The organism is Streptomyces sp. NPDC048275 (assembly GCF_040652275.1).
Classification (GTDB): Bacteria; Actinomycetota; Actinomycetes; order Streptomycetales; family Streptomycetaceae; genus Streptomyces.
The window spans coordinates 1-26,019 of record NZ_JBEZLR010000127.1 but is presented as its reverse complement, the minus strand read 5'-3'; the positions used below and the strand labels follow the sequence as shown (position 1 = coordinate 26,019).

The window sequence follows — 26,019 nt, the reverse complement described above, 5'->3', positions numbered from 1 at the left end:
GAGGGCGTCGACGCGGAGCGTCGGCAACCGACGACAACGCCGCAGATCGGCGTGCCAGACCCCGCGTCTCCGGCATGATCCGCCGGACAGGCCCTAACCGAGCTCTTCGACTGGGCCGTCGAAGCCGCTGACCGCCTCGACGCGGTCCACACCGCCCGGGAGCGACCGGCGTACCGAGGGCCTCGCGCCAAGCGATCACCGAACTGCCCTACGTCGGCAGCCCCTGTGAGCTCCACTGCCACGGCCGGGTCGACAACACGCCCCGGGCTGCGCGACTGCCCGCGCTGCGCGCGGCCCCCGTCGGCGTTCCCGACATCCGACACCACCGCCCGCCCCATGCTCCACTCGCTCTGGGAGAGAAACGTGCGCACGATACGTCTCGCCAATCTCAATGCCTACAAGCTGACGCACCGCACCATCGGCACCCCGTCCTGGCGGGCCCGCGTGACCGCCATCCGGGAGATCGAGCCGGACATCCTCGCCCTGCAGGAGGTCGTCGTCGACGAGACCCGGCCGCCCACCGAGTGGGCGACCGAAGCGTCCGCGATCATCCAGCAGCTCGCGGCCGACTGCAGGCTGACCGCCACCACCGTGCACGCCGACGGTGCTCCCGGCCCCACGGCCACGGCCAACAATGCGCACCGCGGCTGGTACACCGCGCTGCTGTGGAACCCGCAGGCCGCCACCCCGGTACCGGGTACGTTCCGCCCGTACGGGGCCCCGGACTTCTGGCACGGGCTGACCACCATGGCGTTCGACGTCGACGCGGTCGAACCCGTCGTCTTCGCCTCGTACCACGGCGACCCCTTCCGCGGCAGTCTCCGCGCGGACGAGGCGCTGCGCGTCAAGTCGGTCTTCCGCACCACCGGCGGCGCGAAGCCCGGCTTCGCGCTCGGCGACTTCAACGCCTTGTCCGCCGCCACGGTCACCGGCCCCGACGGCGAGCCGCAGTACTACGACCCCGAGCCCTACCTCGACCAGGACCATGACGACCTCGAATACCAGCTGCTGCCCGGCACGATCGGCGGCAAGCAGCTCGCAGACCGGCGCCAGAGCGAAGCCCTGCTGCGGCGCGGCTTCATGGTCGACGCCGCAGCCCACCTTCAGGTGCCCTGGCATCGCACGGTCGGCCACTGGGAGGACGGCACGGGTGACCCCGACCCGTGGGGGCCGCGCCGAATCGACCTCGTCCTGGCCACGCGCCCCACCGCGCCGGCGCTCGTCAGCTACTGGACCCACAAGAGCGCCGCTGCCGAAGAAGCCTCCGACCACCTGCCCGTGGTCTGCGAGTTCGCACCGGAGAAGATCCTCAGTGGCGAGGCGGGCCGGTGAGGAGGTTCATGGGCCCCAAGCGGCTGAGGGCGTGAGGGCGAACCGGACGAGGACTGGGGCAAGTCGCCCGTGCTGTGGCTGCCCTCGATGACCCGCAGGTCCTTGAGTACTTCAGCCTCATCCGGGAGATCGTCGCCCGCTACCCCGACGTGATCACCCCGATCGCCGAAGAGGACCTGCACGGCGTTCAAGGAGCAGGCCGGCGCATTACAAAAAACCTGCACCTGCATAGTGCTGCGACCGACAGGAAGGTTTGCCGGGTTGAGCTATGCGAGAGGATCGCGTCATGGATGAGATCGTCTTGATGTCGGATCCAAAGGTCGCCGCCATCCCCGTTGCGGAAAACGGCGAACGTTTCGTCGACGTCCGCCGCAGCGGCTCGTTGCTGGTCGATACACGCAAGCAGGATCTGACAGACGCCTTCGCATACTTACGGGAAGGCGTGCTGGAGCGACTGCTCAAGGCCCAGACGATGCTTCCGCAGGGCTTGCGATTGCTGTTCGTCGAGGGGTACCGGCCGCCCTCACTGCAGCGGGAGTACTTCGAGGAGTACACTGACCAGCTGCGAGCCATCCACACCGAATGGTCGCAGGAGCAGATCCACTCAGCGGCGAGCCGATACGTGTCACCCCCCGAGATCGCTCCACACAGCGCCGCCGCAGCCGTCGACCTCACCCTGGCCGACGCCAGTGGACGCGAGCTGGACCTGGGCACGCGGATGAACGCGGACCCGGAGGAGAGCGATGGCGCCTGCTACACCCACGCCCTCAACATCAACGAGGAGGCTCGTGCCAACCGAAAACTGTTGGGGTCAGTGCTCACCACTGCGGGGCTGGTGAACTACCCCACCGAGTGGTGGCACTGGTCCTTCGGCGACCGCTACTGGGCTCTGGTCACTGGGGAGGCCGCAGCCTTCTACGGCCCGAAGGAGATCGCCGCGCGCGGCTGACAGGCTCGGCCTTGTCTGGCATACCGATCACGCAACGACGATGGAGCGCCCCCGTTGGGACGACCGACTCGCAGGTGCTTCTCGTCGCGGAAGGGCTCCTGGAAGCCATCGCACAACTCGGGGACGTTCTTGGCTATCCTCTCCAGCGACACTGTCCGTGCTCCCCCTACGTTCGTCCTCACGTCCGCCGGACGAACTCGCGGATGCCCCGACAGGAGGAGACGCCCGATGCAGCCCTAGGCGCCAGCAAGACAGCGGGCGGGGCAACGGACACGTTGAGCGGCCGGGAAGTCACGCCGCTCAAAAGGCCGTTGCCGTAGGGTCAGTCGCATGACCACCGCTTCCTACTTAGAGACGTCGATCCGCGCTGCCGCCGCGGCGTTGGAGTCCGGCGCCTGGCTGATCCGGCAGCCGGACATGGACGCGGCCCTTGTGATCTGGGAGCGGCTGTGGACGCCGTTCAGCGACGTGCTGGAAGCAGAGCAGGCGGACCCGGCCCGGGTGCGGACCCGGCTGGAGACGGTGCCAGCCGCATGCGAGGCCGCGGTTCAGGTGCCGGGGATCGACGATCAGTTCACTGAGCTGCTGCAGACACTGACGGCCGCCATTGCCGATGTGGAACAGGACCAGGCGGTACGGCTGCTGGGCAACTTCGGCACTGTCGTCTCCGCAGTCGGCAACGGTCCGGAGATGTGGGCATGATGCATCAGGGAGAGCCGCTGATCTCAGCGGAAGCGCTCGAATGGCTGCCAGCCGAGTGGCTGCTACAGGCCGGCACCCGCACGCTGGCGCACCTTCAGGCGGAGCAGTGGCGGCCCGACGCCGACGACCGACGCGTCGCCGCCGCCGTCCGTGACTTCCTCAACGGCGATACGCCAGGCCCCCAGCTGGAACTGACGGAAGGCCGCCTGGAGCGGCTGGAGCAGGCAAGCGTATTCATCGGACGCACGGTCGACACCGACACCATGACTCCGCTGCTCGCCGAACTGCTCCTCGCCTTCGGACGGGCGCTGCTGCCATGGCGACCGCCTAAAGAGCGCGGCGCGTGGGAACCGAAACCCGGACCGTACCAGCCCGGCTCCCTGGGTGCGATCACGCGCAACACCAAGTACGTACGGGGCGCCGCGGTACAGGTGCTAGAACGGATCGCCGCATCGACTACCAACGGCGAGCCAGTTGTTCCGCACGTGGCCGGCCGCAGCGGGCATGCCACGCACGTCTGGATCCACCAGGACGACAAGGTCGTCTCCTCCATGCTGCCGGCGAAGTGCCCCGACTGCGGCAACAGCGAGCAACTGCTCCTAACCACCGACTTCCGACACCTTGAACTGACCTGCCGACGCGGCCACCCCTGGACCGACCACCGGATCACGGTCTCCGGATGGGCCCTCGGACCCACGAGCGAGGATGTGTTCACCATGGTGTCCACACGCGGCATCCGCCCGCTGGGGGAGGTCCACATTCGCTACACGCAATGATGTGGTGAACTCGCCAAGGAAGAACGGAGTGCCGCCCTTCAGAGCCTTGTCGCGACTCGTGTACTGCGCTCCAGTCAGACCAACCCCGGGTATCGGCTCGTAGTGGCGGCGCACCTTGCTGCGTGAAGTGAAGAAGTAGTCCATCGCTCCCCTGGGACATCCAGATCGCCATGAACCTAACCAATGCCCAGCTCAGAGCCACCCCTGGGCCCAAGAGGCTGAGACATCTACGAACCCTTGGCATAACCAACGCGCTCGCCGTCACCCCCGAAGCCCTGGACGACTTCTTCGCCCGCTTCGAGCCCCCGGCCGACGACGAGGACGCCACGGAGTACCACGGCGACATCGACGCGGTCTACTCGATGACGCAGTGAGACCCGCACGCGACGCCAGCCGGCCGGGAGACAGGAAGCCCCCTGCTCGGCTTGGCGCGGGGGAACTGGTCCGATTCTCGGTGCCGCTGCTCTGCTGGACCCCCGGCCCTCAACTCGACGCGCCTGAGGCGACAGCCCGAAGCAGCGGCGTCAGCTCCTCCGCCACGGCGAGGAGGACACGGTCTGCGTACGCCGGTCCGATGATCTGGACGCCGATCGGCAGCCCCTCCTCGGTCGTAGTCACCGGCATGACCAAGCTGGGCAGGCCAACGTGGCTGGTGAGGTTGGCCCACCCGGTCTGGTCGAAGAAGCTGCGCTCCGTGCCGTCGACCACGAGCGAACGGCTGCCAGCGGGGATCGCGGGGGTGGGCGCGGCTGGCGTGAGGAGGACGTCGTGCTCCGTGAAGAACTGCTGCCAGGTCTCTCGGAGCCTGGCTCGGTCTTCGTCCGCACGGAGCCAGGTGCGATGGGTCTGGGTCCGGTGGCGGAGGAATGCCGCGCGGGGGCTGGCATCGTCGTCCCGTAGTGCTCGTGCGGCGGCGAGTTCCTCGGCTGCGGCTTCGTCGCCAGCCGTGGCCGTCGCGGTGGCGTGCAGGAGCTGCTCGAACAGGCGCGTGGAGTCACCGAAGTGCACGGGGCCTATGGAACGGCGGACCAGGGCCCCGGTCCTTGACAGCGTCTGCTCGACGGCGGCCAGAGCCCCTGCGGTCGCATGGTCGACGGGGCAGCTCGGGTCCTCAGTCCAGATCGCGACGCGCAGCTGGTCGACGTTCTTGGCCGGTGTCGGCAGTTCCACGCGCCAGGGTGTGTTCTCGCCCGGCGACGGTGTGGTCAGCGCGGCGAGCAGCAGGTCGAGGTCTCGGGGGTGGCGGGCCAGGGGTCCGGGGGTGACCATGTCGCTGCTGGTGAGCCACCCCGGCGGCCTGGGGATATGGCCGCGGGCCGGGACGAGCCCGTGTGTGGGCCGAAGGCCGTACACCCCGCAGTAGTGGGCCGGCAGGCGGAGTGAGCCGGCGAGGTCGCTGCCGAGGTCGGCGGGTGTGAGGTGGGCGGCGACCGCTGCGGCGGGTCCGCCGGAGGAGCCGCCGACTGTGCGGGCTGGGTCGTGCGGGTTGAGTGTGGGGCCGAAGGGGGCGTTGTCGGTGTGGAGGTCCTGGCAGTAGGCGGGGGTGTTGGTCTTGCCCATGATCACTGCGCCCTGGTGGCGGAGCCGTGCGACCGCGCCGGCGTCCCGCTCGGGGATGTGGTCCTTCAGGTCCTCGGCTCCGCTGGTGGTACGCAGGCCGGCCGTTTCGAAGCTGTCCTTGATGGTGAGCGGGAGGCCGTCGAGGATTCCGGTGTTCTCGCCGCGGGCTCGGCGTTCGTCAGCCGCGTGGGCGGCTTGCCGGGCCGCGTCGTCGTCGCGGGTGATGACGGCGTTGATGGTGCTGCCATCGATCCGGTCGAGATGGAGGTCGAGCAGCTCGCGGCTGGAGATCTCGCGGCGGTCCAGGGCGCGGAGCTGGACGTGCGCGGACTGGCGAGTCAGGTCGGTCGTCATGCGCAGGCTCGCTCGGTGTGGGGGGTGCCGGCGGGTTCGTGGGGAAGGCGTCGGGCGACGGCGAGGAGTGCGGCGATCTCACCCATGGGCCGACTGGTTTGGCGGTCGGCGTCGGCGAAGTCGGTGAGCTGGTCGGGGTTGGGACGTTCGCCTGCGCCGCGGGCGGCGATGCCGGCGAGGATCTGGTCGGCGGTGACAGCGGCGTTCAACTCTTCGCCGTGGAGCCCTTCCGCCCGGTGGTGGGCTTCGCTGCTCTCGCGGACCCTGGTGTCGAGGTACGGGCGGATCACGAAGCGGCCGTCGCGGATCTCAATCACGCGCCGGTAGAGCTTGATCCCGATGCTGCGGAAGCTACGTCGCTGGGCGGGGGCGGCTCGGTCGATCGGCAGGGCGATCTCGGGCACCTCGCTGTAGAAGGCCAGCCACAGGGGGAGCAGGCCGTGGTAGCTGCGGTGCTGCTTGATCCGGTGCTGGACGTTCCGGGCCTGGTCACTGATCGTGGGCACGAGCCAGCCGATGAGGGTGAGCATGGCGCCGACGTCGCCGCAGGTCCAGGCGAAGCTCTCCCACTGGGCGAGGGATGTGTCGAAGGCGCCTGCGATGACGTTGCCGAGACGGACGGCGCTGTATCCGAGGGTGATGGTGGCGCCCAGGGCGACGACCCGCAGGCCGATGCGGACGGAGGCGCGGCTGCTGCGTCGGGCCAGTCGCCAGCAGGCCCGGGCGAGGAACAGCTCTCCGAGGGTGTAGGCGGTGACGTACAGGGTGAGGTACGCCGCGTACATGTTGTCGTGGGCGTAGTACAGCGTGAAGTCGATCGGTCTGGGGGCACTGGGTGTCAGCAAGGCGAACAGCACCAGCAGTCCCGCGATCACCCCGAGGCCGGCGCCGAGCCACGCCCGTGCTCTCCTGCGGGCGACCTCCGGGGGCGAGTCCCAGTAGGTGAGAACCACCTGCTGGCAGGCGATCAGCGCGACCACACATCCTTGTGCCAGTGGTACGGAGAGGTTCACGGTGCCCAGGACGCGGTCGAGGTACTTCCACATCGGGGTGATGGAGAACAGGAACGAGAGGCCCGATAGCAGAAAGACGGCGGTCAGGGCCGTGGAGGCGGGGTCGCGTCGCCGGGCGGGGAGATCCCGCAGGAGGCACAGGAATCCCAGTGCGGCGACGACGAGGCTGATGGGGTGGAGCAGGTCCTTCACCGTCGCGCCTCCCGTCGGCGCAGCAGGGTGTGCGTGACCCGGTCCTGGACGTCGTCGCCGGAGGACTCGTCGCTGCGCAGCCGACGGTCGATGATCCTGCTCTGGACGAGCGAAGCGAGGAGTTCGGTGTCGCGTTCCTCGGCTTCGTCGTACTTGGTCCGCCCCAGCATCATCTGCACGACCGCTGGGTCCATGGTGGTGATGAGAGCCGGCGCCAGGGCGGACAGCGGGCGGGACTCATGGTGCCCGAGCAGCAGGTGGCTGAACTCGTGAGCGATGATGTGATCTTGGTGCAGGGGGCTGGTCCGCGGGTCGTAGAACACATAGACGGCACTCTCGGTGACGGCACATGCCCCGCAGACCGACGGCGCCTGCTCCTGCGGCTCCAGAATTACCTCGCGGCCGGTGCGACGAGAGACCTCATCCCGTAGGTCGCGGACGCTTGTGATGTGGGGGAGATCCAGGTCGACCAGGAGGTCACCCTGGCGTCGCCTACGTGCAGACCACATTCTCGTTCCTTGCTCATTTCCTGAACTGCAGCCGGAAGTCGGCTAGTTGGAGGGCGGAAGCCCCTCCATCTTTCGCACGCCGTCCACGAGACCGAGAACCGCGTCCTTCCCGTCCGCCGAGACGTCGGAGAGGCGAAGGAGAACGTTTTTGATCTTCGAATCGCGGAGCAATTCCAGCAACTTCAGCTCCTGCGCAGTCTTTTCGGCGACTTCATCGTCGAACCAGTAGGTGGCAGGAACACCGAAAAACGTTGCGAGCGCTTCGAGATGACGCATCGTCGGATTATCGCGGCGTCCGGTGCGCAGCATCCACAGATAGGTGGACGTCACCGTTTCAAGCCCTCGCGCGGCCATCAGCTCGGCCACCTCGGCGTTGCTGTACGGGCCGCGATCAGGCGGGTGCACCGCGTCAAACAGGCGGTTGAGCCGCTCGCTGAGCTTCCGCGCGCGCGGACTCATCGGCTCCTTTGTCAACTCTTTCATGATCCTTTCCGGGACGCGGGTTCATCAGGGTTGAGCCACTGTACTCCACCATTAACACCAGTTGACTCACCGATCCTGAATATGGATAGTTCTTTCTCACCAGCACGTTTCCACGTTTACGCGTGCCTCCTTGGTCGACCCGTTCGCGTTTACCCACAGAGGCGCACTGGCCGACGTGACGCGTGCCATATTCACCCGGCGACATACGTCGCGTCTGGGCTTGCAGGGCGTTTTTGATCTTCGAGCGGAAGGTGCAGGGGCGGCGGTGGGAACACTCAATCCACTTCGCAATGGCAGTGTGGCCAATTCCGCGCACCCATTCCATTTCGGACATTCTTGCGCACTTTGCAAATTCTGGGCAAGCGTGATCACGGGCCGCCCGGAGGCTTTGCCGCAGACCGCGCCGCCGTCCACGAGCGATTACGAGAGCTTTTCGCATCGTCACGCTCTGCAACTAGTGCAGAGATTAAGAACCAACTCTGGATCTTGACACGGGTCCGTGCGTATGTTCGTCGTCCCCGGGCAGCCCGCCCGGGCCCGCGAACGTGAGGAGCACGGCAGGTACCGACCGACTCGTGTAGGTCCACATACAGCGGCGGCGCCCGAGAGCGGTAACTCCCGGACGCCGAACGCTCAGCGGCATAACCCGCCCCGGCAAGGGCGGAGATTGCCCACCATCACCACGCTGATCCCTTCCACGGGGCGCTTCAGCGTGGCAACACTGCAAAGGGGATTCTTGCATGCCTCCTGCCCTGCGCAAAAGGCCAAACTGCCTGGCCTGCGCGGCAGCCACCTCCGCCTCGGTGCCTTCCCGACCCGGGCCGGAGAACACCACCACGGCCTCGGCGAGCCGTCGGCCCCGCCTCGTGAGCGGGAGCGGCCGATGAGCAGCGATGCCCGCGAGTGGGTGTGGGAGCACAGCTCCAGCCGGGGAACCGCACGCCTGGTCCTGCTGTCGATCGCCGACCGGGTGACCGACGAGCAGTGCGTCTCCTGGGCCTCCCTGACCAGCCTGGCCAAGCGCACGCGCGCCTCCGTGTCCACGGTGCGTGAAGCCATCGGCCGACTCGTCGACGACGGTGAGCTGGAGCAGCTCGACGACCTCACCGGCCCGCAGCGCAGCACGGTCTACCGCCTGCCCCTCGCCGCCAAGGCCGTCACGCAGGCCCTGCGAGACCAGCAGGAGGACAGCGACGCCGCGTCGCCCGACGAGTCCGAGACCACCTTTACACTCCGGATCTCGGCCCTACGACGGTGCGGAATCCGCCCGCGAGAGGTACCGGAATCCCCCGCGAGGGTCCGGAAACCGGCAGTACCGGAAACCGGCAGGTCCCGACGGAAACCGGCACCTCGACGTACCGGAAACCGGCACAGCGATGTACCGGAAACCGGCACACAGAACCGTAGTGAACCGGAATTGAACCGTAGGTACAGCAGTAGTGGTGCCGCCGTCACCTCGGCTGCCGAGTGGCAGGTCAACCCAGCCACCCACGCCTGGACCCGCCAGCAGGGACACCTCGACCGCCTCGGCGAGGAGGGCCTGCACGCGGCCGACGCGAAGTGGCGCCTGCACCGAGCCGACTTGAAGCCCCGCTCCTCGGATGCCTGGGCCGCGGACTGGCGCGCCTGGGTCGCCCGTGAGCACCCCCCGGCTCGCCGGGGCCTCTACGGCGTACCCGACAGCGGACACCGCCCGGCACGCGGCATGACCCGCACCGAGGCGCACCAGGCCGCCCTCCTCGCCGCCCTCGAAGAGCCGACCGGAACGGAGTAGCCCCACCGTGGACCGCCGCGAAATCGCCGCCCTGCTGGCCTACATCGGCCGACTCGACCCCCGCACCACCCGCACCGATCCGGGTGAGGCCCGCGACCAGCTCGCCCAGTGGCACGAGCTGCTCGGCGACGTGCCGATGGCCACCCCGCACGGCTGGGACGCCCGCGTCGCCTCCCGCCAGCACATCCGCATCTCGCCATACCCGATCCTGCCCGCGGACGTCGCCCGCCCGTGGGAGAGCTACCGGCGCGACCGCCTGGCCCGGCACTCGGACCCCACGCCGTGCGTCGACCCGGACGACCAGGCCGCCTGGACCGCCGAGCTGATCAGTGCCCGCCGTGCCGTCGCGGCCGGGACCGCGCAGCCCTCGCAGGCCAGGGCGATCACCAGCGGTCGCGACGGGATCGACCCGAAGCTGGAGGCTCGGCTGCGGGAGGTCGGCTCCTGCATACCGCCCACTGCCCGAGCCGCGCTCACGCCCTACCGGCCCGCCCGAGCAGCGCGCGAGGCGGCCATCGCCCAGGGGCAGCCCGACGCCCTGAGTGTCCGCTGCGAGTGGTGTCTGGCCCAGCCCGGTGAGCCGTGTCGCCGCCGGCGGATCGGCCCCGACGACGGGGTACGCGGCACCGCCCCACGTGCCACCCCGCACCCCGGCCGCCTCGACCTCGCCGTCGCCCAGCAGACCGAACAGGTCCAGCAGCCCGCGATGGCCTGACCGGCGCGCAAGGCCGGTGCATCCCGTCCGGTGCACCCGCCGCCCCACCACCGTCCCGCCTCGGCTGCGGCGCACGCCCTCGCGCCGCAGCCGGCACCCGACGCCGCGTCCGCCCAGCGCCGGACCCCGACCGGCCGACGCGGCAGCACATCGGAGACCACCCTTGCGCCACATCACCACCCACGACGCGCCGGCCACCGGCCTGCGCAGCATCGGCGACACCAGCTGGCACAGCCGCGGTGCGTGCCACGGCATGGACCCGGAGGACGCCGACGCCGTGTTCTTCCCGCTCCCCCGGGACCACGAAGCCATCGCCGAGGCGAAGGAGCTGTGCGGCCTGTGCCCGGTGCGCCGCGACTGCCTCAACTACGCCCTGGAGAACGTCCTCAAGGAAGGCGTCTGGGGCGGACTCACCGAGGCCGAGCGGCGTCCGTGGCACGACGGGCTGCCCCAGCGCCTCGACTACCGGCGCGTGAGCGCGTTCTTCAACGGACGCGACGTGCACCTGACCGAGGCCGAGCGCCAGGTCGTCACCGCCCACGCCTACGTCCGGGGCTGGCGGCCCGACCGGCTCGCCGCCGCCCTGCAGATCAGCCGCAAGCACGCCCGTGACCTGCTCCGGCAGGCCGCCAACAAGGTCTTCGACCGCGACCGCACCTACGGCGTGCCACGGCCCAAGAAGAAGCGGAAGAAGGCCACCCCGACCACAGGCGGCCCCGCGACCGCCAAGCCCGGCACACGGCAGTCCCGTCCGGCAGCGTCGACCTCGGCGCACGCCCCTCTCGGAAAGGCCGCATGACCCACCCAGTCCTGTCCCTCGGCGCCGCTCCGGACCTCCCTCTCCTCCTCGCGGCCGGCGTTCCCGCCGCACTCGCCCTGGTGCTGACCGCCTGGACGATCCGGCGCCGGAACACGCGCCCGAAGAAACATCTCGGCAACCCGGCGGTCAAGGTCGCAGCCCTCGCTGCCCTCGGCTGCACCGCCTACAGCGCCGACACGAGCTGGCGCTTCGCCGCCGACTACCTCGACATGGCCGGCACAGCCGAGCGGGCCGGCATGTTCGCCGCGGCCGAGCTCGCGCTCTTCGCGACCGCGCTGATGGCCCGGCAGAACCTGGTCACCCAGGGTGCGCCCGGCCTGCCGGGCACACTGGTCTGGGTGATCACCGGAGTGCAGGTGATCCCCGCCTTCGCCGAGAGCGGTCCCGTCGGCGGCACGGTCCGCGCCTTCGTCGGCCCGGTCATGGCGGCGATGCTGTGGCACCTCGCCATGGGGATCGAGCTGCGCCTGCGCAGCCCGGGCGCCGCATCCCACGGGTTGATCGCCACCCTGGGTCGGGAGGCGCGCGAGCGGCTGCTGTCCCGACTTGGCATCGCGGCGCGAGACCGCGACGCCGCGCAGATCACTCGGGACCGGGCCACCACTCGCGCGGTCGCCCTGGCCGCCCGACTCGCTGAGCGCACGCCCGAGCAGCAGCGGAGCTGGCGCGGCCGGCGGCTCACCCGGCGGCTGTCCAAGGCGGTCGGCAGGGCCTCGGTCGGCACCGACCCCTTGCAGCGCGCGCAGCTGCTCGACCAGCTCGCCGCCCGTCGGCACGCGCTCGCGCTCGCCACAGTCCCGCTGCCCTCTCCCTGGTCCCCGGCGCACGGCAGTGACACGGCTGCCACGGTCCCCTCGCCGAAGACCCCGGACGCGCCGGTCCCCGTGGTCGGTCGCCGCGGTCCCGCCGAACCGATCGGGGACTGGGGACCGTGTAAGCCGAGGGGACCGGTCCCCGGAATCGGGGACCACGACGCGAGGGCAGTCTGGGGGACCGAGAGCGGCGATGCGGGGACCGTCTCGGGGACCGAGAGCCATGAAGCGGGGACCGTCCCAGGGACCGTCAAGTCGGAGCCCAATGAGGGGGACGACGGTGGCGCGGGGACCGGCGGGCCTGCGGCAGAAGTGCCTGCTCAGGCCCAGGAACCGCGCCGGGGACCGGGGGGTACCGCGTCGGGGACCGAGCCCACCGGGGACCGGGGACACAAGGTCCCCCTCCGGCGGAAGCCGACCACGAAGGCCAAGGGCAAGGGGAAGCGAAGCGGCCGGTCCCGCAGCCCGCAGACACAGCGTCCGCCGCGCGAGCCGGAGCAGCCCGTGGACCAGCTCGTCGAGCAGGTCCGCCCCCATGTCCCTGCGCTGCTCGAACGGGACGGCAACGAGTCCGTCACCAGGGTCCAGCTGCGAGAGATCCTCCGCCGCGAGGGCCTCCCGGGCGGCCGAAACGACCGACTGAGCCTCGTCCTCCAGGAACTGCGGAGCGGCGGCGACACCACGAAGACAAGGAGCACCGCCCGATGAAGACCTGCCGACGATTCACAACCCTGCGTGCGGAGTACGAGCGTGAGATCGGCTTCATGATCGCCCACTCCGAGCGGCACGAGGGAAGGCCGGCGGCGAAGTCCAGCGCGAAGCAAGCCACGTCGACGAAGGCACGGATGGCCCGGGCGCTCGGCAGCCACGTCGGGCGCTGCCCCGAGTGCGGCTGAACCGGCAAAGCCGCAGCTCAACCCCGCTATCCGCAATAGGTGGCCCGGCTCCGCGCCGGGCCACCGCCCCGCTTCAGGAGGCACGCCGTGATCCCGCGTCCCACTCGCTCGTCCGAGCCCACGACCGCCGAGGCCGGCGCCTGGGCGGACGTCCTGGTCAGCCACCAGCTCCTGCACGCCGCAGTCCTCGCCCCGACTGGCCAGTGGCTCGTCCAGCGCTATCCCGACGCGCCCGTCCTCGTCCTCACGGGACCGGCCGCCGTCGTCGAACTGGCCGCCACCATCCAGCACCGTATCCGCTCCGTGAGGCCCGAATCCCGATGACGAACCCGAACCAGAACGGCAACACTCCGGAACCTTTTCTCGACTCCAACTCGGTCTCGGGACGAGCAAGTTATCCCCTTGGATACTCCGCCTTGAGCGGAGTGTCCAAGGGCTCCCCCGCCCCTGGGGGGCCGGGGCTCGTCCGGCGCCGGGGGACGCCAGACGAGGAGGCTGCGACCGAGGGCGGATCGCAGCCAGAGGGGACACCGGACGAACGTGAGCAGCCTCGCACGCGCCGCCGCAAGTACCAACGTCGCCAACGTCCGCACGTCCGCAACACCCGCTTCAGTGACGACGAACTCATCCTCGTGACCGCCGGCGCGAAGGCCGCCAGCCTCACCCTCGCCGGCTTCCTCGCCCGTGCTGCTCTCTCTGCTGCCCGTGACCTCGAACGAACCGCTAGTGCCGTTGCCGACGAGCGTGAGGTGATCGCCGAGTTCTTCGCCGCCCGTCGGCACCTCGGCCGCATCGGCAGCAACCTGAACCAGATCGCCCGAGCGGTCAACGCCGGAGCTCACCCAAGCGAACTCGACGTGGTCATCGCGGCCACCGACCGCGCCGTCCAGCGCGTCCAGCACGCCACCGACCGACTCCTCCACCAGGACTAGGACCGCCTCACCTCCATGATCCCCAGGATCCAAAAGCGCGGCCAGCGCACCATCGGCCTCCTCTACTACCTCTACGGACCGGGCAAGTTCGAGGAGCACACCGATCCCCACCTCGTCGCCTCCTGGGACCACAACGCTCCCGATCCCGGCCGCGACGCCACCGCGACCCTCAAACAGCTTCAGCAGCTACTGGACCAGCCCGTCGAGAACATCGACTCGTCGCAACGCCCGAAGAAGCATGTGTGGCATCTGTCCGTGCGCAATGGCGGCGAGGACCGGATCCTGTCGGATGAGGAATGGGGAGACGTGGCCCGCCGGATGGTCGCCGCTGCAGGGATCGACGACCCCGAGGCTGAAGCGGGCTGCCGGTGGGCTGCTGTGCGGCACGCTGATGACCACATCCATATCGTCGCCACCCTCGTCCGTGAAGACGGGTACAAGCCTGATCTCGACAACGACGCCATCCGTGTGCAGGCGCAAGCCCGGCTCCTCGAAGCGGAGCTGGGTCTGCGGCGTCTCAACAAGGGTGACGGCACCGCAGCGAAGCGGCCCACCAGCGCCGAACGTCACAAGGCCGAACGCCAGGGCCGCGAGCGCACCGCACGCGAGGAGCTGCGCGAAACCGTACGACGGGCGGTGGCCGGCGCGAGGAGCGACGAGGAGTTCTTCGACCGGCTCGCAGCCGCCGGCCTCCTGATCCGCAAACGCGCCGCGCCCTCCGGCGACCTGCTCGGATACAAGGTCGCTCTGCCCGACGACCTGAACAAGGACGGCGAGCCGGTGTTCTATCCCGGCGTCCGCCTGGCCCCCGACCTGTCGCTGCCCCGCATCCGCGAGCGCTGGACCGGTGAGACCCAGGACGTTCCAGCTGCCCGGGAGGAGGCGGTCCGTACGGGGCCGGGCAGTCCGGCCGCCGCGCGCCGCGGGACGGCATCGGCTGTGTGGCAGGCCGTGCTCGTCATCGAGCACGGCGACGATGCGGTGGCCGCCGCCCACATCGCCGCGGCCGGCGAGGTCCTGGATGCCCTCGCGAAGACGTCCGCCGCCCACACCCGCCGCGAACTACGCGACGCTGCAACGGCTTTTGAACGGGCCTCGCGCTCTCACATCCGCGCCGTACGCGGGCACGATCGAGCCCTGCGGCAGGCCGCCCGCGACCTCGTCCAGGGCGGCCCGGCCCTCGGCCGCGGTGAGGACGGCGCCACCACGGCGATGGCGATCGACATGCTGTTCTTCCTGATCACCGCCGCCGCGCACTGGCATGCCAGGAAGGGGCACGCCCAGCAGGCAGAGGCAGCCGCCCGCGCCGCAGAGCACCTGCGCACCGCCTACCAGGCCGCCGCCGCCCAGCCGCTCGGTGTGCTCTACCAGCGCGGCCGGCGTCTGAGCCGGCCGATGCTCCAGCGGCAGACGGTGCTGCTGCGCGAGGCGCTGCCGGAGCTGGCCGAGCAGATCCTCGCCGAGCCCGGCTGGTACGCCCTGGCGGCGACGATCGCGGAGGCCGAAGCCGCCGGCCACGACCCGGCCGCCCTCCTGTCCGACGTTGTCTCACGGCGCGAACTCGGCACTGCGGACTCCGTCAGCGACGTGCTCGTGTGGCGGATGCGGCGGACCGCCGACCTGCCCGCCGATGCCTCCCACCTGCCCGAGACCAGCACCGCAGGGAACGGGTCGACGACGCGCGGGACGACCACCAGGCCCTCCGCGCCCGGCAGGCGACGCAGCGGAGAAGAGACCCCGCGTCAGATCCGGTAGGCCGCCGGATGCCGGTACAACGACGTGTGATCGGGCACACCGTAGCAATGCCGCCGCACCGTACCGAAATACGCCCGAGAAGCCGAGTACCCCTGCTGACCTGGCCGGAGAGGCTGTGGACTTTGTGAATTGAAACCACCGGTGGCGTGGGGCACGATCATGAAGCGCGCAGGACGAGATGACGAGGTAGAGGAGGCCGCCAGGGTGTTTCACCGGATACGCCGCCGGGCCAAGGAGCCAAACGAAGCTCAGAGGCAGTTCGCCGAGCTGCACGCGCAGCTGCAGGGCCAGGTACCGCCCGGCTTCGGAGTACCGGCGCCTGAGCCGGAGCCCGCCGAGCCGGCCGCCGTCGTGGACGACTTCCTTCCGCCTGAACTGCGCGTGCCGAGTCACGACCAGGTCGAAGGCAAGATGATGCCCTGGGCGCAGCCCCTCGTTCTCGACGGCGAGATGGCCGCCTGTGCCGAGTGCGGCGCGTACCGGGACTGGCTCATCCTCTCCACCCACGGTGAGATCTGGCTGCGCTGCCGGGCCGGCCACCAGCAGCGGGAGACTCGCATCGACACCGCCTGGTACAACCGGCACTCCGGACCGGCGGACGCGACGTGGGACACGTTCGAGGACTGCCTGCGCCACCTCGGGCACTGACCACCACTCCTACGACCCCACCGGGCCCGCGGGCCCGCACTGACCACCCGTCACCTAGCACCAAGGGGTCAGTTTCGTCATGCGCGTTCGCGTCGCCACCACCGCACTCGGCATCACCGCCGTCCTCCTCGCCGTGCCCGCCTGCTCCACCGCCACCACCGGGTCCAAGCACCAGACCTCCTCCCGTACGGGAAAGCCGACCGAGGCCGCCCAGGAGCCGGCCGCGCTCTCCTCGGCCGCGCTCGAGTCCCGCCTGCTCGACCCGAAGGACCTCGGCAGCGGCTACCTTCCCAAGCCGAAGCGTCCGGCCCAGCACGACGACGTCACCGTCATCGGCTGCCCGGCCCTGAGCGAGCTGGGCGGCGACGCGGCGACTGGCGGCACGCTCGCCTTCCCGCACAAGGCGAAGGCGGACTTCACTTACGGCGGCAGCTCCTCGGAGATCTCCGAGGAGCTGTACAGCGACAGCGCGAAGAAGCTGTCCGACGGCATCGCCCGGATCTTCAACGCCATGACCGGCTGCCCGACCTATCAGGTCGTCGCGGGCGGCACCCCGGTTGACGTGACTTCGCAGAAGCTGCCCGCACCCCAGCGCGGCGACGAGCAGTGGAGCCAGCTCCTGACGTTCGTCGCCGAGGGACGGAGCACCGTGGTCAAGCAGACCGCGATCCGCGACGGGAGCCTGCTGCTAGTCGTCTCCGGCTCCCCGGCCCTCGTCGACCGCCACCTCGACAAGGCCCTCGCCAAGGCCACGGCGACCAGCTGACCTGCGTGCACGTCACGCTGCTGCCTCCGACCAGCACAGGTCGGGGGCAGCAGTGCGTTACGGGCTGACGCGTTGAGCAGCGCGAGCGGCTTGGGCAGGCACCCAGGCTCGGACCTGGCCGGGCTGTACGTAGAGCACGTTCGGGTTGTGACTGTGCGGCCCGTAGCCGCTGGAGGCATTCACGAGCAGGTACGCCCCCGCAGGGACGTGCCAGTTCCAGAACCAGGCGTCTGCTGCCGCCCGGTGTCGCACCAGGTCACGACAGCTTTGGAGCCACGGCGACCGCGCTGGTAGACCCGTGTCACCTGGAGGGGTTGCCCCTGCCCGGACCTTCGGTGCTGCTGGAATGCCTGCCACTGCGGCCGTGCGCTTGCAGCGTGAACGGACCGTCAACGCGATCGTCACGGCGACGACGAGAGCGACGACCAGAAAGGCCCGTGTGCATTGCCGCATCCTGCACCGTTCCATCATCGGGCAGCAATCCTTCCTCGGAAGACCCGCCAGCCACTTCACACCCGAAAAGCAAGAAAGTCCGGCACCCCCAACTGGGAGGGTGCCGGACTGCGTTCGTCGAGAAATACGAGCGGGGCGTTAGATGGCCGGCGCGCGCAGGAGGCGTTCCCGGGTGGCCTCGGGCAGCACCCTCCGCAGGACCGGTGCGGTCGAGCTGAGAGACGCGGCGAAGGCGGCGACGAGATCGTGCGGGACGCTCGCGGCGAACGATGCCGCCCACAGACACGGTGCGCCGAGCGCGGGCTCGGCCCACGCCTGCCATCCAGACGGTCCCGTGTCGTCGTCCTCGGCGGACAAGGCCCGCGGGTCGGCATCCTGGATGAGGGGCGGGACCTCGCCGAGGCTGATGTGAGAGGTGAACGTCGGGTCCGTCGCTGCCGCTTGTGGCTGGTCGATGTCGCGGAGCCATCCGTGGGCGGCGACAGCGTCGAGGACCAGCTCGGCTCCGGCGAACGGCACGGCAGGCTGGTCGCTTGCGTCGAGTGCGACGAGGAAGTCGACCACCGCCTCGCCGGGGACGTCGCGGGTGAAGTAGGCGGACCACTGGGCGAGCGGGCTGCTCGCCTCGGCTCGGGCGGAGACCTGCCAGGCGATCGGCAGCTCGCCCAGGTGGAACGGCTCGTCCGCCAAGCCCCACTGGGCCCAGCGCAGGGCGTCGGGGCTGATGTGCAGGACGGTGCTGCGCAGGACCTGGCGGTCCTCCGGTGCCTCGTCCAGCTCATGCCGTCCGCGGACAATCGTCAGGCTCGTCCAGCCCAGGCCGGCAAGTGTGTCGGCGACGACGTCGTAGAGGCGCCCATCGTCACCGGCCAGGTGCCGGGGGCCGACCCAGAACGCGGGTTGGCCGCCGCGCGGGGCGGACGAATGGGGCGGGATCTCGGGGTACAGGGGCGCCTCCAAGGGCTCGGTGCGTATCTAGTTGCCGCCGGCACGGCGGCGGGGGCGGCGTGGGGGTGCCTGGACAGGCCCCTGCCACGTCAGCTCGATGGCGACCTCCGGTGGCAGGTGGCCGAGCTGTGCGTCCTCGCCCCGCCCTTCAGCGAGGTAGACGACGGTCCGGCCGGTCTCGTCGACCGACTGCAGGACCCGCTCCAAGCGGTGGGCCATCGGGAAGAACGGGTTCATGGCCTGGCGGACCGGAGCATTCCGGTCGCAGCCGGCCAGCAGATCGATGAGATCGCCGACGGTCATCTCCGGGGACGTCACGAACAGCCTCCTGGGGTGCGGGGAAACGGGTGCGGTGGAGCGGGCGGCCGTTCGGACGGCCAGCTGGCTCACAGGGCGGGCATCGCCTGTCGGTGTCCGCGCTGTCACAGGCGGCGCGAGGTCTCCAGCACGCGCGCGACGGCGGCGGCGACGATGTCGGCCGGCGTCTCGGTGTCGAACGACAGGTGATAGCCGCGGACCCCGGCGGTGCCGGTGACGGCGATCTTCCATCCCTCACCGTCCGTGCCGGGACGCCCGAGCGGAAACCAGCCGAGGTAGAACCTGCCGTCCTTGCTGCTGACGTGCACGTCCGCGCGGTCATCGACGATCAGGTGGAAGTCCTCGGCGGAGAACTGGTCCATGACCAGGGTCGGCTGACCGGGGCCAAGCTGCCACTCCCGCAACCGCAGGGCTTCGACGGTGGTGGAGAAACCGGGGCCCGCAGGGGCTACGGTCACGGGCAATCACCTCTCTGACCTGGGGTTTCTTGCAAGGTCGTCTACGTTGACATGCCCTCGCACCCGTTGGCCAGTCTTTCCGCGATCTTTCCTGTCTGCCCCGGGCGAACTGCCCAAGCACCACCTCGGGCGAGGGTCATACCGATACCCAGCGCACCCCGCCGGGGTCCCACAGGTGGCTCGGTACCCGGCACCGGGAGCGGTGCGGGGCCGTGCCAGAGTGATTCGCATGATGCCCGCACACGTCCCCGACGAGCCGCCGTTGACCTACGCCGACAGCTTCGACATACCGGTCCTCTTCCGTAGCGGGCCCGCGAAGAAGCCGCGGCGGCAGTGGCGGACGGCCCAGCACAAGGCGTGGACCGGATCGGACGGATTCCCAGCTGCCGACGGCTGGTACGCGCCGACCACCACGTGGCGGGAGATCATCAAGGCAGCCACCGAAGTCGGCCGCGACGTCACCCCGCACCTACAGAACCAGCCGCGGTACGCCCACGGGGAACTCGTCGCCCGGGTCTCCCCGCTGTACGCCTATCTCGGCGCGCACCCCGTGACACCCCGGCACCCCGTGGACGGCGCGAAGGGCCGGCGCTTGACCTGGAATCCGGTCTATGCGCATGGCACCGAGCGCAGCGCCAAGGTCGCCGCCGGGTACCGGCTGGGCATGACGATGACCGAGTGGGCGTGCCGCTCGCTGCTGGGCCTCGGCCAGACCGAGCACCTCGAACTCGGTGGCCCTATCCCCGCCCTGCTCAAGACGTTCAAGGACCCGAAGAAGAAGCTGCCCGACCTGTGGGGGCATCACGAGACGGAGCAGTTGTACTGGCTGATTGAGGCTAAGGGCGGCGACGTGGGGCTCAAGAAGCTCCGCGAGGGATGGGAGCAGCTCGCGGCCGGCAGCACGGTCCTCGGCGCGTACGGGCACCGCACCGTCCTGGTCGGAGCATCCGTGAGGCCGGACGACGACCTGTTCCTCACGATCGACCACGACCTCCACCCCGGCCAGCCGCCGCTCGCCCCTGCCGGATCCGATACCGACGACGAAGCAGCGGGCCCGGGAAACCTGGAAGACCGCCTCGGCGACAGCGACGACGCACTCATCGGTGCTGCCCGCGCCCAGATGCTGGCCTACCTGGCGCTGCGCTCGGCTCCCGCGGCGCAGCTGCGCACCGTACCCGTTGCAGCCGACCGCGCCTCTCGCCGCCGGCGCTCCGGGCTGACTACCCCCCTGGAAGACGACAGCCTCACTCTCGCCATGCGGGCCGACGCCCGCGGAGCAGCGGCCGACACCGAACAGCACGCCTTGCGCGCCGGAATCCGTGCCATGGGCCTCGACGACTTCCTGAGCTGCCGCATCCCCGGCACGGAGGTCCACCTCGGCATGTCCCGGAAGCTGTTCGCCGTCTGCGAGCGCCTCCATGAGGAAGACCTCGCCATCGCCCGGCGTACCCCAGGACTGCGCGCCGAGGACCAGCCGCCTGCCGACCTGGAGCTCAGCGACGAGGCCCAGGAAGAACAGCGACTCACCCAGCGGCGTATCTTCCGCGAACAACAGGAGGAAGCCCGCCCACGGCTGCGTCCTCTGCTCCGCGACGCCTACGAAGAAGGTGCAGCAAGAGACTGGAGCGACCTTCTCCGTCGTCCCCAGGAGCCGGCACTCGACCTGGAGGGCGACGCGAGCCTGCTCGAAGCAGCGACGCCGGAAACCTACGTAGCCGTCAGCCGGTACGACCTGCCCCCCGCACGCGTCTAGCTCTCCCTGCACGACGACCGTGGCGAAGGGCGACCTGGTCTAGCGGCTCACCTGCAAGGATGCGCCAAAAATCGAACACATGATGCAATAGCTTGTATGCGTTGCTCTGCTATGCCCGAGGACTTGGTCGCCGCGCAGTGTGCGTGGGAGCGGACCTATCGGAGTCTTGCCGATCCGGCCAACCGGCAGCGGACGACAGCTCTCCGCCGCCGCCTGCTGGAGTTGTCGGTCCAGGTGTGGTGGCATCCCTACTGGCAGCAGGCTGGCACCGGGCAACGGGCAGCGCTGCGCTCCTCGGCCCGAGAGCTGGAACCAGGGCCCCGGTAGGTGAGCGGCCCGCGCAGTGACCGGCGAGCGGCCGGGCCCACTCCGGCCGCCATATCGCTCACCTGCTGCCACATGAGCCGCAGCAGGAGGTTGCCGCCTCCCCTCGGCGCAGGCGATCGCCGAGGTCACCAGCCTGCTCGCGCCCGGTGACAGCGGGCGCTGAGCCCAACTTTCCCGGGGCCTATGCGCGCGACCTGCTCCCTGGGGTCAGTCGGTCGTCAGGATGAGCTTTCCTCGTGTTCCGGGTTCGAGGATCCTGCGGTGGGCTGCGGCCGCTTCACGCAGAGGCATCTCGTCTCCGACGACCGGTTGGATGACCCCGTTGGCGAGTCCGGCCGCCACGGCCGTGAGAGCGTCAGCGGCTTCTTGCGTGGTGGCGTGCCAGAGAGCGGTGCCCTGGATGGTGGCTTCTTTGAGCATGGTGAGCCGGGGTGTGAAGTCCAGGCTGCCGCGGCTGCCGACGATGACCACCCGGCCGTAGGTGGCGAGGGCCTTGAGGTCTTGCTCCAGGTTGATGTCGGCCTGCATCTCGATGATCACCGAGACGCCGTGCCCGTCGGTGATCTGCGCCAGTTCGTCGAGGTAGCCGGGTGTGCTGTGGTCGAGGACGTATTGGGCTCCTGCGGCGCGGACGAGGTCCGCTCCCGTGCTGGAGCCCGCGGTGCCGATGACGACGGCCCCAGCATCGTCAGCCAGCTGCGTGGCGTGGATGCCGACGCCGCCGCTCGCGCCGTGGATGAGAACCGTCTCACCGGCCTTCAGCCGGGCCTTCTGGAACAGGGCGCGCCAGGCGGTCAGGCAGGGGACGCCGACCGCCGCGCCCTGGCCGAAGGACAGACCATCCGGCAGCGGGTGGACCGCGCGGGCGTCGGCGACCGCCAGTTCGGCGTAGGTTCCGGAGCATCCCGGCGTGCCCAGCGCCGCCACGAAGACCCTCTCGCCCGTCAGAGCCGTGTCGACGCCGGGGCCGGCTTGGTCGACGATGCCGGCACCATCGAAGCCCGGGGTGTAGGGCAGCTGCGGTGTGTGAAACGCATAGGTGCCGGAGCGGATGTAAGTGTCGGCTGGATTGACGCCGACGGCGTGCATTCGTACGCGGACCTGCCCTGGACCGGGCTCGGGGGCGGGCAGGTCGGTGTAGGTCAGGACGTCCTCGGTGCCGAACTGCGAAACCTGGATTCCGTACATGGATCTCTCCCCTGCTTCGGTCGTGGGTCTGGCCAAGGAGCCGCTTGCCCGGGACGGCCCCGTCTCCTGGCGGGCAGTCGGGCAGCTGCTGGCCGGTCTTCATCTTCGCCTTCACGGGTCGCCGCCTACGGTGGCGACGCTCCGCCCGTGCGTCGGCCTCGTCGAAGGAGGGCCGCGGCGCTGGATACCGCGACGGACGCCAGGGGTGGGGGGCGTTCGCGGCCGGCCTGGCGAGGTCAGTGTGGGGTGAGGGTACTGGCGAGGGCTACATGGACTGCGGTGCCGCCGAAGATGCTCAGCACGGCGTTGTGCCGCCAGTGGTGCAGGCCGAGGGTGACGGCCAGGGCGATCGCGGGCGCCACCAGCTCGCGCGGGGCGGCCGGGGAAAGGTCGCGCATCGTATACACGGTGAGGATCAGCATCACGCCGACCGGCATGCGGGCGTTGAGGTAGTGCACCACCGCGCTGGTCCGCAGCGGCGTCAGGACGGCGAAGGGCAGAGCCCGCAGGGCGAAGGTGATGGCGACGCACACGGCGACGGCGGCGAAGACGTAGGGCGTGTCAGGCACGGGCGGCCTTCTTGGTCACGGTGTAGCGGGCCAGGAGGGCGGTGGTGAACAGGGCGAAGGCGACGAGGAGCATCTGGCTGGGGACGGCGAAGCGCGCGATGAGCGCGCAGATCAGAGCCAGTACCGGTGTGGGCAGCTCGCGCCGCGCCCGTACGGCGTCGACGGTCAGCACCGCGAACAGGGCGGTCAGGGCGAAGTCCAGACCCACCACCTGCGGGGGGATCACCGCCCCGAGCAGGGCGCCCGCGGTCGCTCCCGACACCCAGTAGGTCTGCAGGAACACCTGCAGCCACAGGATGCGCCGGCCGGACCAGGACCGGGCCGCGCCGGTGGAGGTGAGCGCGTATGCCTCGTCGGTCATCCCGAAGACGGCGTACGTCTTCCCGGCGCGGCCTTTGACCTGGTGCAGGGGGAAAGACAGTGCGTAGAACACATGCCGGAAGTTGATCAGGAAGGCCGACAGGGCGATCTGCGCCAGCGGAGCGAGGGCGACGATCATCCCCACGAGCAGGAACTCCAGCGGGCCGGCGTAGACCAGACCGGAGATGAGCGGTGCCCACCACCAGCTCAGACCGGAGTGGACGACCAGCACCCCGAAAGCCACGCCCAGAGGGAACATGCCCAGGCCGACCGCCCCGGAGTCCTTCAGCGCCGCCGGGCCTCGGACGGGGGCTTGGACGCAGGCGCGGGTGCGTGCTCGGGAGAGTGGACGGACACGGCAGAGGGTGGGGTGTGCATGGAGAGACTCTTGGTAGCGGTTGGGAGGTCTTCGGTGGCAATGCTCAGTTCGTGTCGTCGCGCCAGGCCACGCAGGTGATCTCAAGGTTCGCGCCTAGGGGCAGGCCCACGACAGCGACTGCGGCGCGAGCGGGCACGTCCTGGGTGAAGTAGCCGCTGTAGATCTCGTTGAGGAGCGGCCAGTGGTCCATGTCGCGCAGGTAGCAGGTGGTCGAGACGACGTCCTCGAGGCGGAAGTCGGCCTGCAGGATCGTCGCTTCGAGGTTCTTCAGGGTCTGCCGGAACTCTGCCTCCAGCCCGCCCTCCGCGATGTCGGGGGTGCCGGGAAGGAAGCCGCAGTGCCCCGCCACGTAGAGGTGGTTGCCGGCTACCACGGCGGACGAGTACGGACCGAGAGACGATCCGGTGTCGATGATCTTCTTAGGCATGGTGCAGGTGCCCCTTCTCAAATTCGGCCGCAGGCGGTCTGCAGTCACCCGCAGGGCCTTGGAACGCCGTCGCGTGCCTCGCAGACGGCCAACCCTCAGGCCGGGCTGGAGACCAGGACAACAGAACGCATCCGTCGACGCAAGTTGTTGCGACCCTCAACCCTATATGTGCAAACTTTTTGCGTACAAAGCCCGACCGTCTCTGTTTCATTGCGCTGGGAAGGGATCGAAAGATGCCGCTGAACGAGATCGACGACGTTGATCGCAAGCTGCTCGACCTGCTGCGGGAGGACGGCCGCCGTTCCTTCTCCGAGATGGCCCCGGAGGTCGGGCTGTCCGTGGCCGCGGTCAAACGCCGCGTGGACAGGCTGCGGGACCTTGGTGTCATCACCGGCTTCACCGTGCAGATCGATCACACGAAACTCGGCTGGGGAATCGAAGCCTTCGTCGAGCTCAGCTACACCGGCAACACGGCCGTCAGCGAAATCCTGGGAACCACCCACAAAGTGCCCGAGGTACAGGCGGCCTTCACGACCGCCGGAGACCCTGACGCACTCGTCCATGTACGGGTGCGGGACATCGCGCACTTGCAGAAGGTCATCGACGGGCTCCGCCAGGAAAGGGGTGTCACAGGCACCAAGACGCTGATGGTGCTCGGCTCCTGGACACGCAGCGCTTGACGCGCAGCGCGAAAGGGCTGGTCGTGGCAGGCATGAACTCAGTCAGGTTCCCGCTGGCGGCCCGGCGGCTTACCTCGCTCCCCCGTCTGAGTTACTGGTGGGCGGATTCGCGCTGGTTGAGGGCCCGTGTCAGTTCCCGGTTGGCGGCGCAAGCTGCCTCCAGCTCCGAGTCTCTCTCCTCCAGTCGAGCGGTCAGCTCGGTGTTCATCTGTTCCATGCGCGTCACCTGACGCTGGAGTTCTTCAAGATCGGCGGGTACGCCCAGTCCCGATTCACGCCACGCCTGCTCGCCCATGAGCTGTGACAGGCGCCGCCCCAGGCGCCGAATTTGTGTGACGAGCCGGGTGTTTCGGGCGTGGGAGTTGGCGAGGTCGGCTCGAAGCGACGCCAGACTGACGGGCGGGCCCTCCGAAGACGATGATCCGTGCGGCTCGCGTTCGGCCGCGTGGATTAGTGCGAGCAGGTCGCGGTGGCGGTAGAGGAAGGTGCGGTCGACGCCGGCTTGCCGGGCAATGCCGCTCACGCTGACCGTCGTCCCGTTAGCAACAGCTTTCTGGAGCGCCGTCTTTACCCGCTGACGGCGGCGCTCGCTGTCGGCGCGGCGGCCGTCGGCCATGTGTGTGCTCATACGGACTCCGAGCTGTGGGCGTCGGACACGGGCGGGCCGATGCGCGGCATGCCGAGCATCGTCGTCCGGCTGCGGCGGACGACGGCGACAGCTTCGCTGATCTGCGCTTGTTCCTCCGCCGTGAGGCCGCCGAGATCGGCCCTGACACGGTCGATCAGCTGGCGCACTCGACGGATCTCCTCCTCAGAGGGCATCGCCTCGCTGCGCGCCCAGTCATCGGCGGCGAACGCCGACATCAGTCGCTCCCGGCTGCGCAGCAGGTCAGCCAGGTACGCCTGGAGGTCGGGCAGGTAGGAGACGTCGGTGCGGAAGTGGTCGCCACGCAGCGGAACCGGATGGGGCAGCTCTGGCCGCCAGCCGCGACGTTCGAGGGCTCCTGGCAGACGCCGTAGGGGACGCCGACTTCCCCGATCGCCCGACGTACGTGCTCGGAGTCCAACAGCGACTGGCCTCGATTCGTCAGCGGTCTGATCGGTCTCGCTGATTCGGCGCCTTGCCCCGGTTTGTCCGACTGGTCGGTATAGGGGCCTTCGCATGCGCTGC

31 protein-coding genes are annotated in these 26,019 nt (G+C 69.6%); 18 read left to right on the top strand and 13 right to left on the bottom strand.

What is annotated here, in order from left to right:
• Positions 1-363 precede the first annotated feature (363 nt).
• The 5 genes from AB0D57_RS42410 (at position 364) to AB0D57_RS42390 (ending at position 4,133) form a co-directional block, all read left to right on the top strand.
• Positions 364-1,332: an endonuclease/exonuclease/phosphatase family protein gene (locus tag AB0D57_RS42410; RefSeq protein ID WP_362086742.1), complete on the top strand. Its 969-nt coding sequence runs from the start codon at positions 364-366 to the stop codon at positions 1,330-1,332.
• Positions 1,333-1,618: 286 nt separating this feature from the next.
• Positions 1,619-2,281 carry a M15 family metallopeptidase gene (locus AB0D57_RS42405; RefSeq protein ID WP_362086739.1) on the top strand — a complete coding sequence of 221 codons (663 nt, stop codon included), beginning with the start codon at positions 1,619-1,621 and terminating at the stop codon, positions 2,279-2,281.
• A gap of 330 nt (positions 2,282-2,611) precedes the next feature.
• Positions 2,612-2,983, top strand: coding sequence for a hypothetical protein (locus tag AB0D57_RS42400; protein ID WP_362086736.1), 372 nt, complete (start codon positions 2,612-2,614; stop codon positions 2,981-2,983).
• Entirely contained in the window at positions 2,980-3,759 is a 780-nt protein-coding gene (locus AB0D57_RS42395; RefSeq protein WP_362086733.1) for a hypothetical protein, read from the top strand. The genes AB0D57_RS42400 and AB0D57_RS42395 overlap by 4 nt, the downstream gene beginning before the upstream one ends.
• A gap of 170 nt (positions 3,760-3,929) precedes the next feature.
• Complete coding sequence (locus AB0D57_RS42390; protein WP_362086730.1) at positions 3,930-4,133, top strand: hypothetical protein; 204 nt, start codon at positions 3,930-3,932, stop codon at positions 4,131-4,133.
• Between the two features lie 109 nt (positions 4,134-4,242).
• Here AB0D57_RS42390 and AB0D57_RS42385 read toward each other — a convergent pair whose 3' ends face one another.
• From AB0D57_RS42385 to AB0D57_RS42370, 4 genes are read right to left on the bottom strand one after another with little or no spacing between them, the layout of a single operon-like run.
• The gene (locus tag AB0D57_RS42385) at positions 4,243-5,673 is read right to left on the bottom strand and encodes an amidase family protein (protein WP_362086727.1); all 1,431 of its coding nucleotides are present in this window, start codon (positions 5,671-5,673) and stop codon (positions 4,243-4,245) included.
• Positions 5,670-6,878 carry an MAB_1171c family putative transporter gene (locus tag AB0D57_RS42380; RefSeq protein WP_362086724.1) on the bottom strand — a complete coding sequence of 403 codons (1,209 nt, stop codon included), beginning with the start codon at positions 6,876-6,878 and terminating at the stop codon, positions 5,670-5,672. The genes AB0D57_RS42385 and AB0D57_RS42380 overlap by 4 nt, the downstream gene beginning before the upstream one ends.
• Entirely contained in the window at positions 6,875-7,387 is a 513-nt protein-coding gene (locus tag AB0D57_RS42375; protein ID WP_362086721.1) for a ParH-like protein, read from the bottom strand. Before AB0D57_RS42375 ends, AB0D57_RS42380 begins: the two co-directional genes overlap by 4 nt.
• Before the next feature lie 42 nt (positions 7,388-7,429).
• Entirely contained in the window at positions 7,430-7,870 is a 441-nt protein-coding gene (locus AB0D57_RS42370) for an XRE family transcriptional regulator (protein WP_362086718.1), read from the bottom strand.
• 883 nt (positions 7,871-8,753) lie between these two features.
• Here AB0D57_RS42370 and AB0D57_RS42365 point away from each other — a divergent pair.
• The 10 genes from AB0D57_RS42365 to AB0D57_RS42320 all read left to right on the top strand — a co-directional run bounded on the left by AB0D57_RS42365 (position 8,754) and on the right by AB0D57_RS42320 (position 16,988).
• Positions 8,754-9,644, top strand: coding sequence for a helix-turn-helix domain-containing protein (locus AB0D57_RS42365; RefSeq protein ID WP_362086715.1), 891 nt, complete (start codon positions 8,754-8,756; stop codon positions 9,642-9,644).
• A gap of 7 nt (positions 9,645-9,651) precedes the next feature.
• Complete coding sequence (locus AB0D57_RS42360; protein ID WP_362086712.1) at positions 9,652-10,359, top strand: hypothetical protein; 708 nt, start codon at positions 9,652-9,654, stop codon at positions 10,357-10,359.
• Between the two features lie 163 nt (positions 10,360-10,522).
• Positions 10,523-11,158: a WhiB family transcriptional regulator gene (locus tag AB0D57_RS42355; protein WP_362086709.1), complete on the top strand. Its 636-nt coding sequence runs from the start codon at positions 10,523-10,525 to the stop codon at positions 11,156-11,158.
• On the top strand, positions 11,155-12,699 hold the full coding sequence (locus tag AB0D57_RS42350) for a hypothetical protein (protein WP_362086706.1): 1,545 nt from the start codon (positions 11,155-11,157) through the stop codon (positions 12,697-12,699). The genes AB0D57_RS42355 and AB0D57_RS42350 overlap by 4 nt, the downstream gene beginning before the upstream one ends.
• On the top strand, positions 12,696-12,887 hold the full coding sequence (locus AB0D57_RS42345) for a hypothetical protein (protein WP_362086703.1): 192 nt from the start codon (positions 12,696-12,698) through the stop codon (positions 12,885-12,887). Before AB0D57_RS42350 ends, AB0D57_RS42345 begins: the two co-directional genes overlap by 4 nt.
• Positions 12,888-12,974: 87 nt before the next feature.
• The gene (locus AB0D57_RS42340; protein ID WP_362086700.1) at positions 12,975-13,211 is read left to right on the top strand and encodes a hypothetical protein; all 237 of its coding nucleotides are present in this window, start codon (positions 12,975-12,977) and stop codon (positions 13,209-13,211) included.
• A gap of 308 nt (positions 13,212-13,519) precedes the next feature.
• Complete coding sequence (gene mobC / locus AB0D57_RS42335; RefSeq protein WP_362086697.1) at positions 13,520-13,819, top strand: plasmid mobilization relaxosome protein MobC; 300 nt, start codon at positions 13,520-13,522, stop codon at positions 13,817-13,819.
• 15 nt (positions 13,820-13,834) lie between these two features.
• Positions 13,835-15,574 (top strand): mobilization protein, encoded by a 1,740-nt coding sequence (locus AB0D57_RS42330; protein ID WP_362086694.1) that lies wholly within the window; start codon positions 13,835-13,837, stop codon positions 15,572-15,574.
• 204 nt (positions 15,575-15,778) lie between these two features.
• Positions 15,779-16,222 (top strand): hypothetical protein, encoded by a 444-nt coding sequence (locus AB0D57_RS42325; protein WP_362086691.1) that lies wholly within the window; start codon positions 15,779-15,781, stop codon positions 16,220-16,222.
• A 79-nt stretch (positions 16,223-16,301) separates the two neighbouring features.
• Positions 16,302-16,988, top strand: a complete 687-nt coding sequence (locus AB0D57_RS42320; RefSeq protein ID WP_362086688.1) for a hypothetical protein — start codon at positions 16,302-16,304, stop codon at positions 16,986-16,988.
• Between the two features lie 591 nt (positions 16,989-17,579).
• Here the strand turns inward: AB0D57_RS42320 and AB0D57_RS42315 are convergent.
• From AB0D57_RS42315 to AB0D57_RS42305, 3 genes are all read right to left on the bottom strand, one after another.
• Positions 17,580-18,401, bottom strand: coding sequence for a DUF317 domain-containing protein (locus tag AB0D57_RS42315; RefSeq protein ID WP_362086685.1), 822 nt, complete (start codon positions 18,399-18,401; stop codon positions 17,580-17,582).
• Between the two features lie 15 nt (positions 18,402-18,416).
• Complete coding sequence (locus tag AB0D57_RS42310; RefSeq protein ID WP_362086682.1) at positions 18,417-18,707, bottom strand: hypothetical protein; 291 nt, start codon at positions 18,705-18,707, stop codon at positions 18,417-18,419.
• Between the two features lie 104 nt (positions 18,708-18,811).
• A complete protein-coding gene (locus AB0D57_RS42305) occupies positions 18,812-19,165 on the bottom strand; it encodes a DUF317 domain-containing protein (RefSeq protein WP_362086679.1) in 354 nt (117 codons plus the stop codon).
• 229 nt (positions 19,166-19,394) lie between these two features.
• Here AB0D57_RS42305 and AB0D57_RS42300 point away from each other — a divergent pair, with 229 nt between their 5' ends.
• Entirely contained in the window at positions 19,395-20,918 is a 1,524-nt protein-coding gene (locus tag AB0D57_RS42300) for a gamma-glutamyltransferase (RefSeq protein WP_362086676.1), read from the top strand.
• Positions 20,919-21,029: 111 nt separating this feature from the next.
• Positions 21,030-21,245, top strand: a complete 216-nt coding sequence (locus tag AB0D57_RS42295) for a hypothetical protein (RefSeq protein WP_362086673.1) — start codon at positions 21,030-21,032, stop codon at positions 21,243-21,245.
• Between the two features lie 207 nt (positions 21,246-21,452).
• Here the strand turns inward: AB0D57_RS42295 and AB0D57_RS42290 are convergent, their stop codons facing one another.
• From AB0D57_RS42290 to AB0D57_RS42275, 4 genes are all read right to left on the bottom strand, one after another.
• Positions 21,453-22,433, bottom strand: coding sequence for an NADPH:quinone reductase (locus tag AB0D57_RS42290; protein ID WP_362086670.1), 981 nt, complete (start codon positions 22,431-22,433; stop codon positions 21,453-21,455).
• Positions 22,434-22,669: 236 nt separating this feature from the next.
• Positions 22,670-23,002, bottom strand: a complete 333-nt coding sequence (locus tag AB0D57_RS42285) for an AzlD domain-containing protein (RefSeq protein ID WP_362086667.1) — start codon at positions 23,000-23,002, stop codon at positions 22,670-22,672.
• On the bottom strand, positions 22,995-23,606 hold the full coding sequence (locus AB0D57_RS42280) for an AzlC family ABC transporter permease (RefSeq protein ID WP_362086664.1): 612 nt from the start codon (positions 23,604-23,606) through the stop codon (positions 22,995-22,997). Before AB0D57_RS42280 ends, AB0D57_RS42285 begins: the two co-directional genes overlap by 8 nt.
• A gap of 178 nt (positions 23,607-23,784) precedes the next feature.
• Entirely contained in the window at positions 23,785-24,168 is a 384-nt protein-coding gene (locus AB0D57_RS42275; protein ID WP_362086661.1) for a Rid family hydrolase, read from the bottom strand.
• Positions 24,169-24,401: 233 nt separating this feature from the next.
• Between AB0D57_RS42275 and AB0D57_RS42270 the strand changes: the two genes are divergently transcribed.
• Positions 24,402-24,848: an Lrp/AsnC family transcriptional regulator gene (locus AB0D57_RS42270; RefSeq protein ID WP_362086658.1), complete on the top strand. Its 447-nt coding sequence runs from the start codon at positions 24,402-24,404 to the stop codon at positions 24,846-24,848.
• Between the two features lie 91 nt (positions 24,849-24,939).
• Here the strand turns inward: AB0D57_RS42270 and AB0D57_RS42265 are convergent, their stop codons facing one another.
• Together AB0D57_RS42265 and AB0D57_RS42260 are read right to left on the bottom strand one after the other, a co-directional pair.
• Complete coding sequence (locus tag AB0D57_RS42265) at positions 24,940-25,476, bottom strand: DUF6262 family protein (RefSeq protein ID WP_362086655.1); 537 nt, start codon at positions 25,474-25,476, stop codon at positions 24,940-24,942.
• Positions 25,473-25,712, bottom strand: coding sequence for a hypothetical protein (locus AB0D57_RS42260; protein ID WP_362086652.1), 240 nt, complete (start codon positions 25,710-25,712; stop codon positions 25,473-25,475). Before AB0D57_RS42260 ends, AB0D57_RS42265 begins: the two co-directional genes overlap by 4 nt.
• Positions 25,713-26,019: the final 307 nt, after the last annotated feature.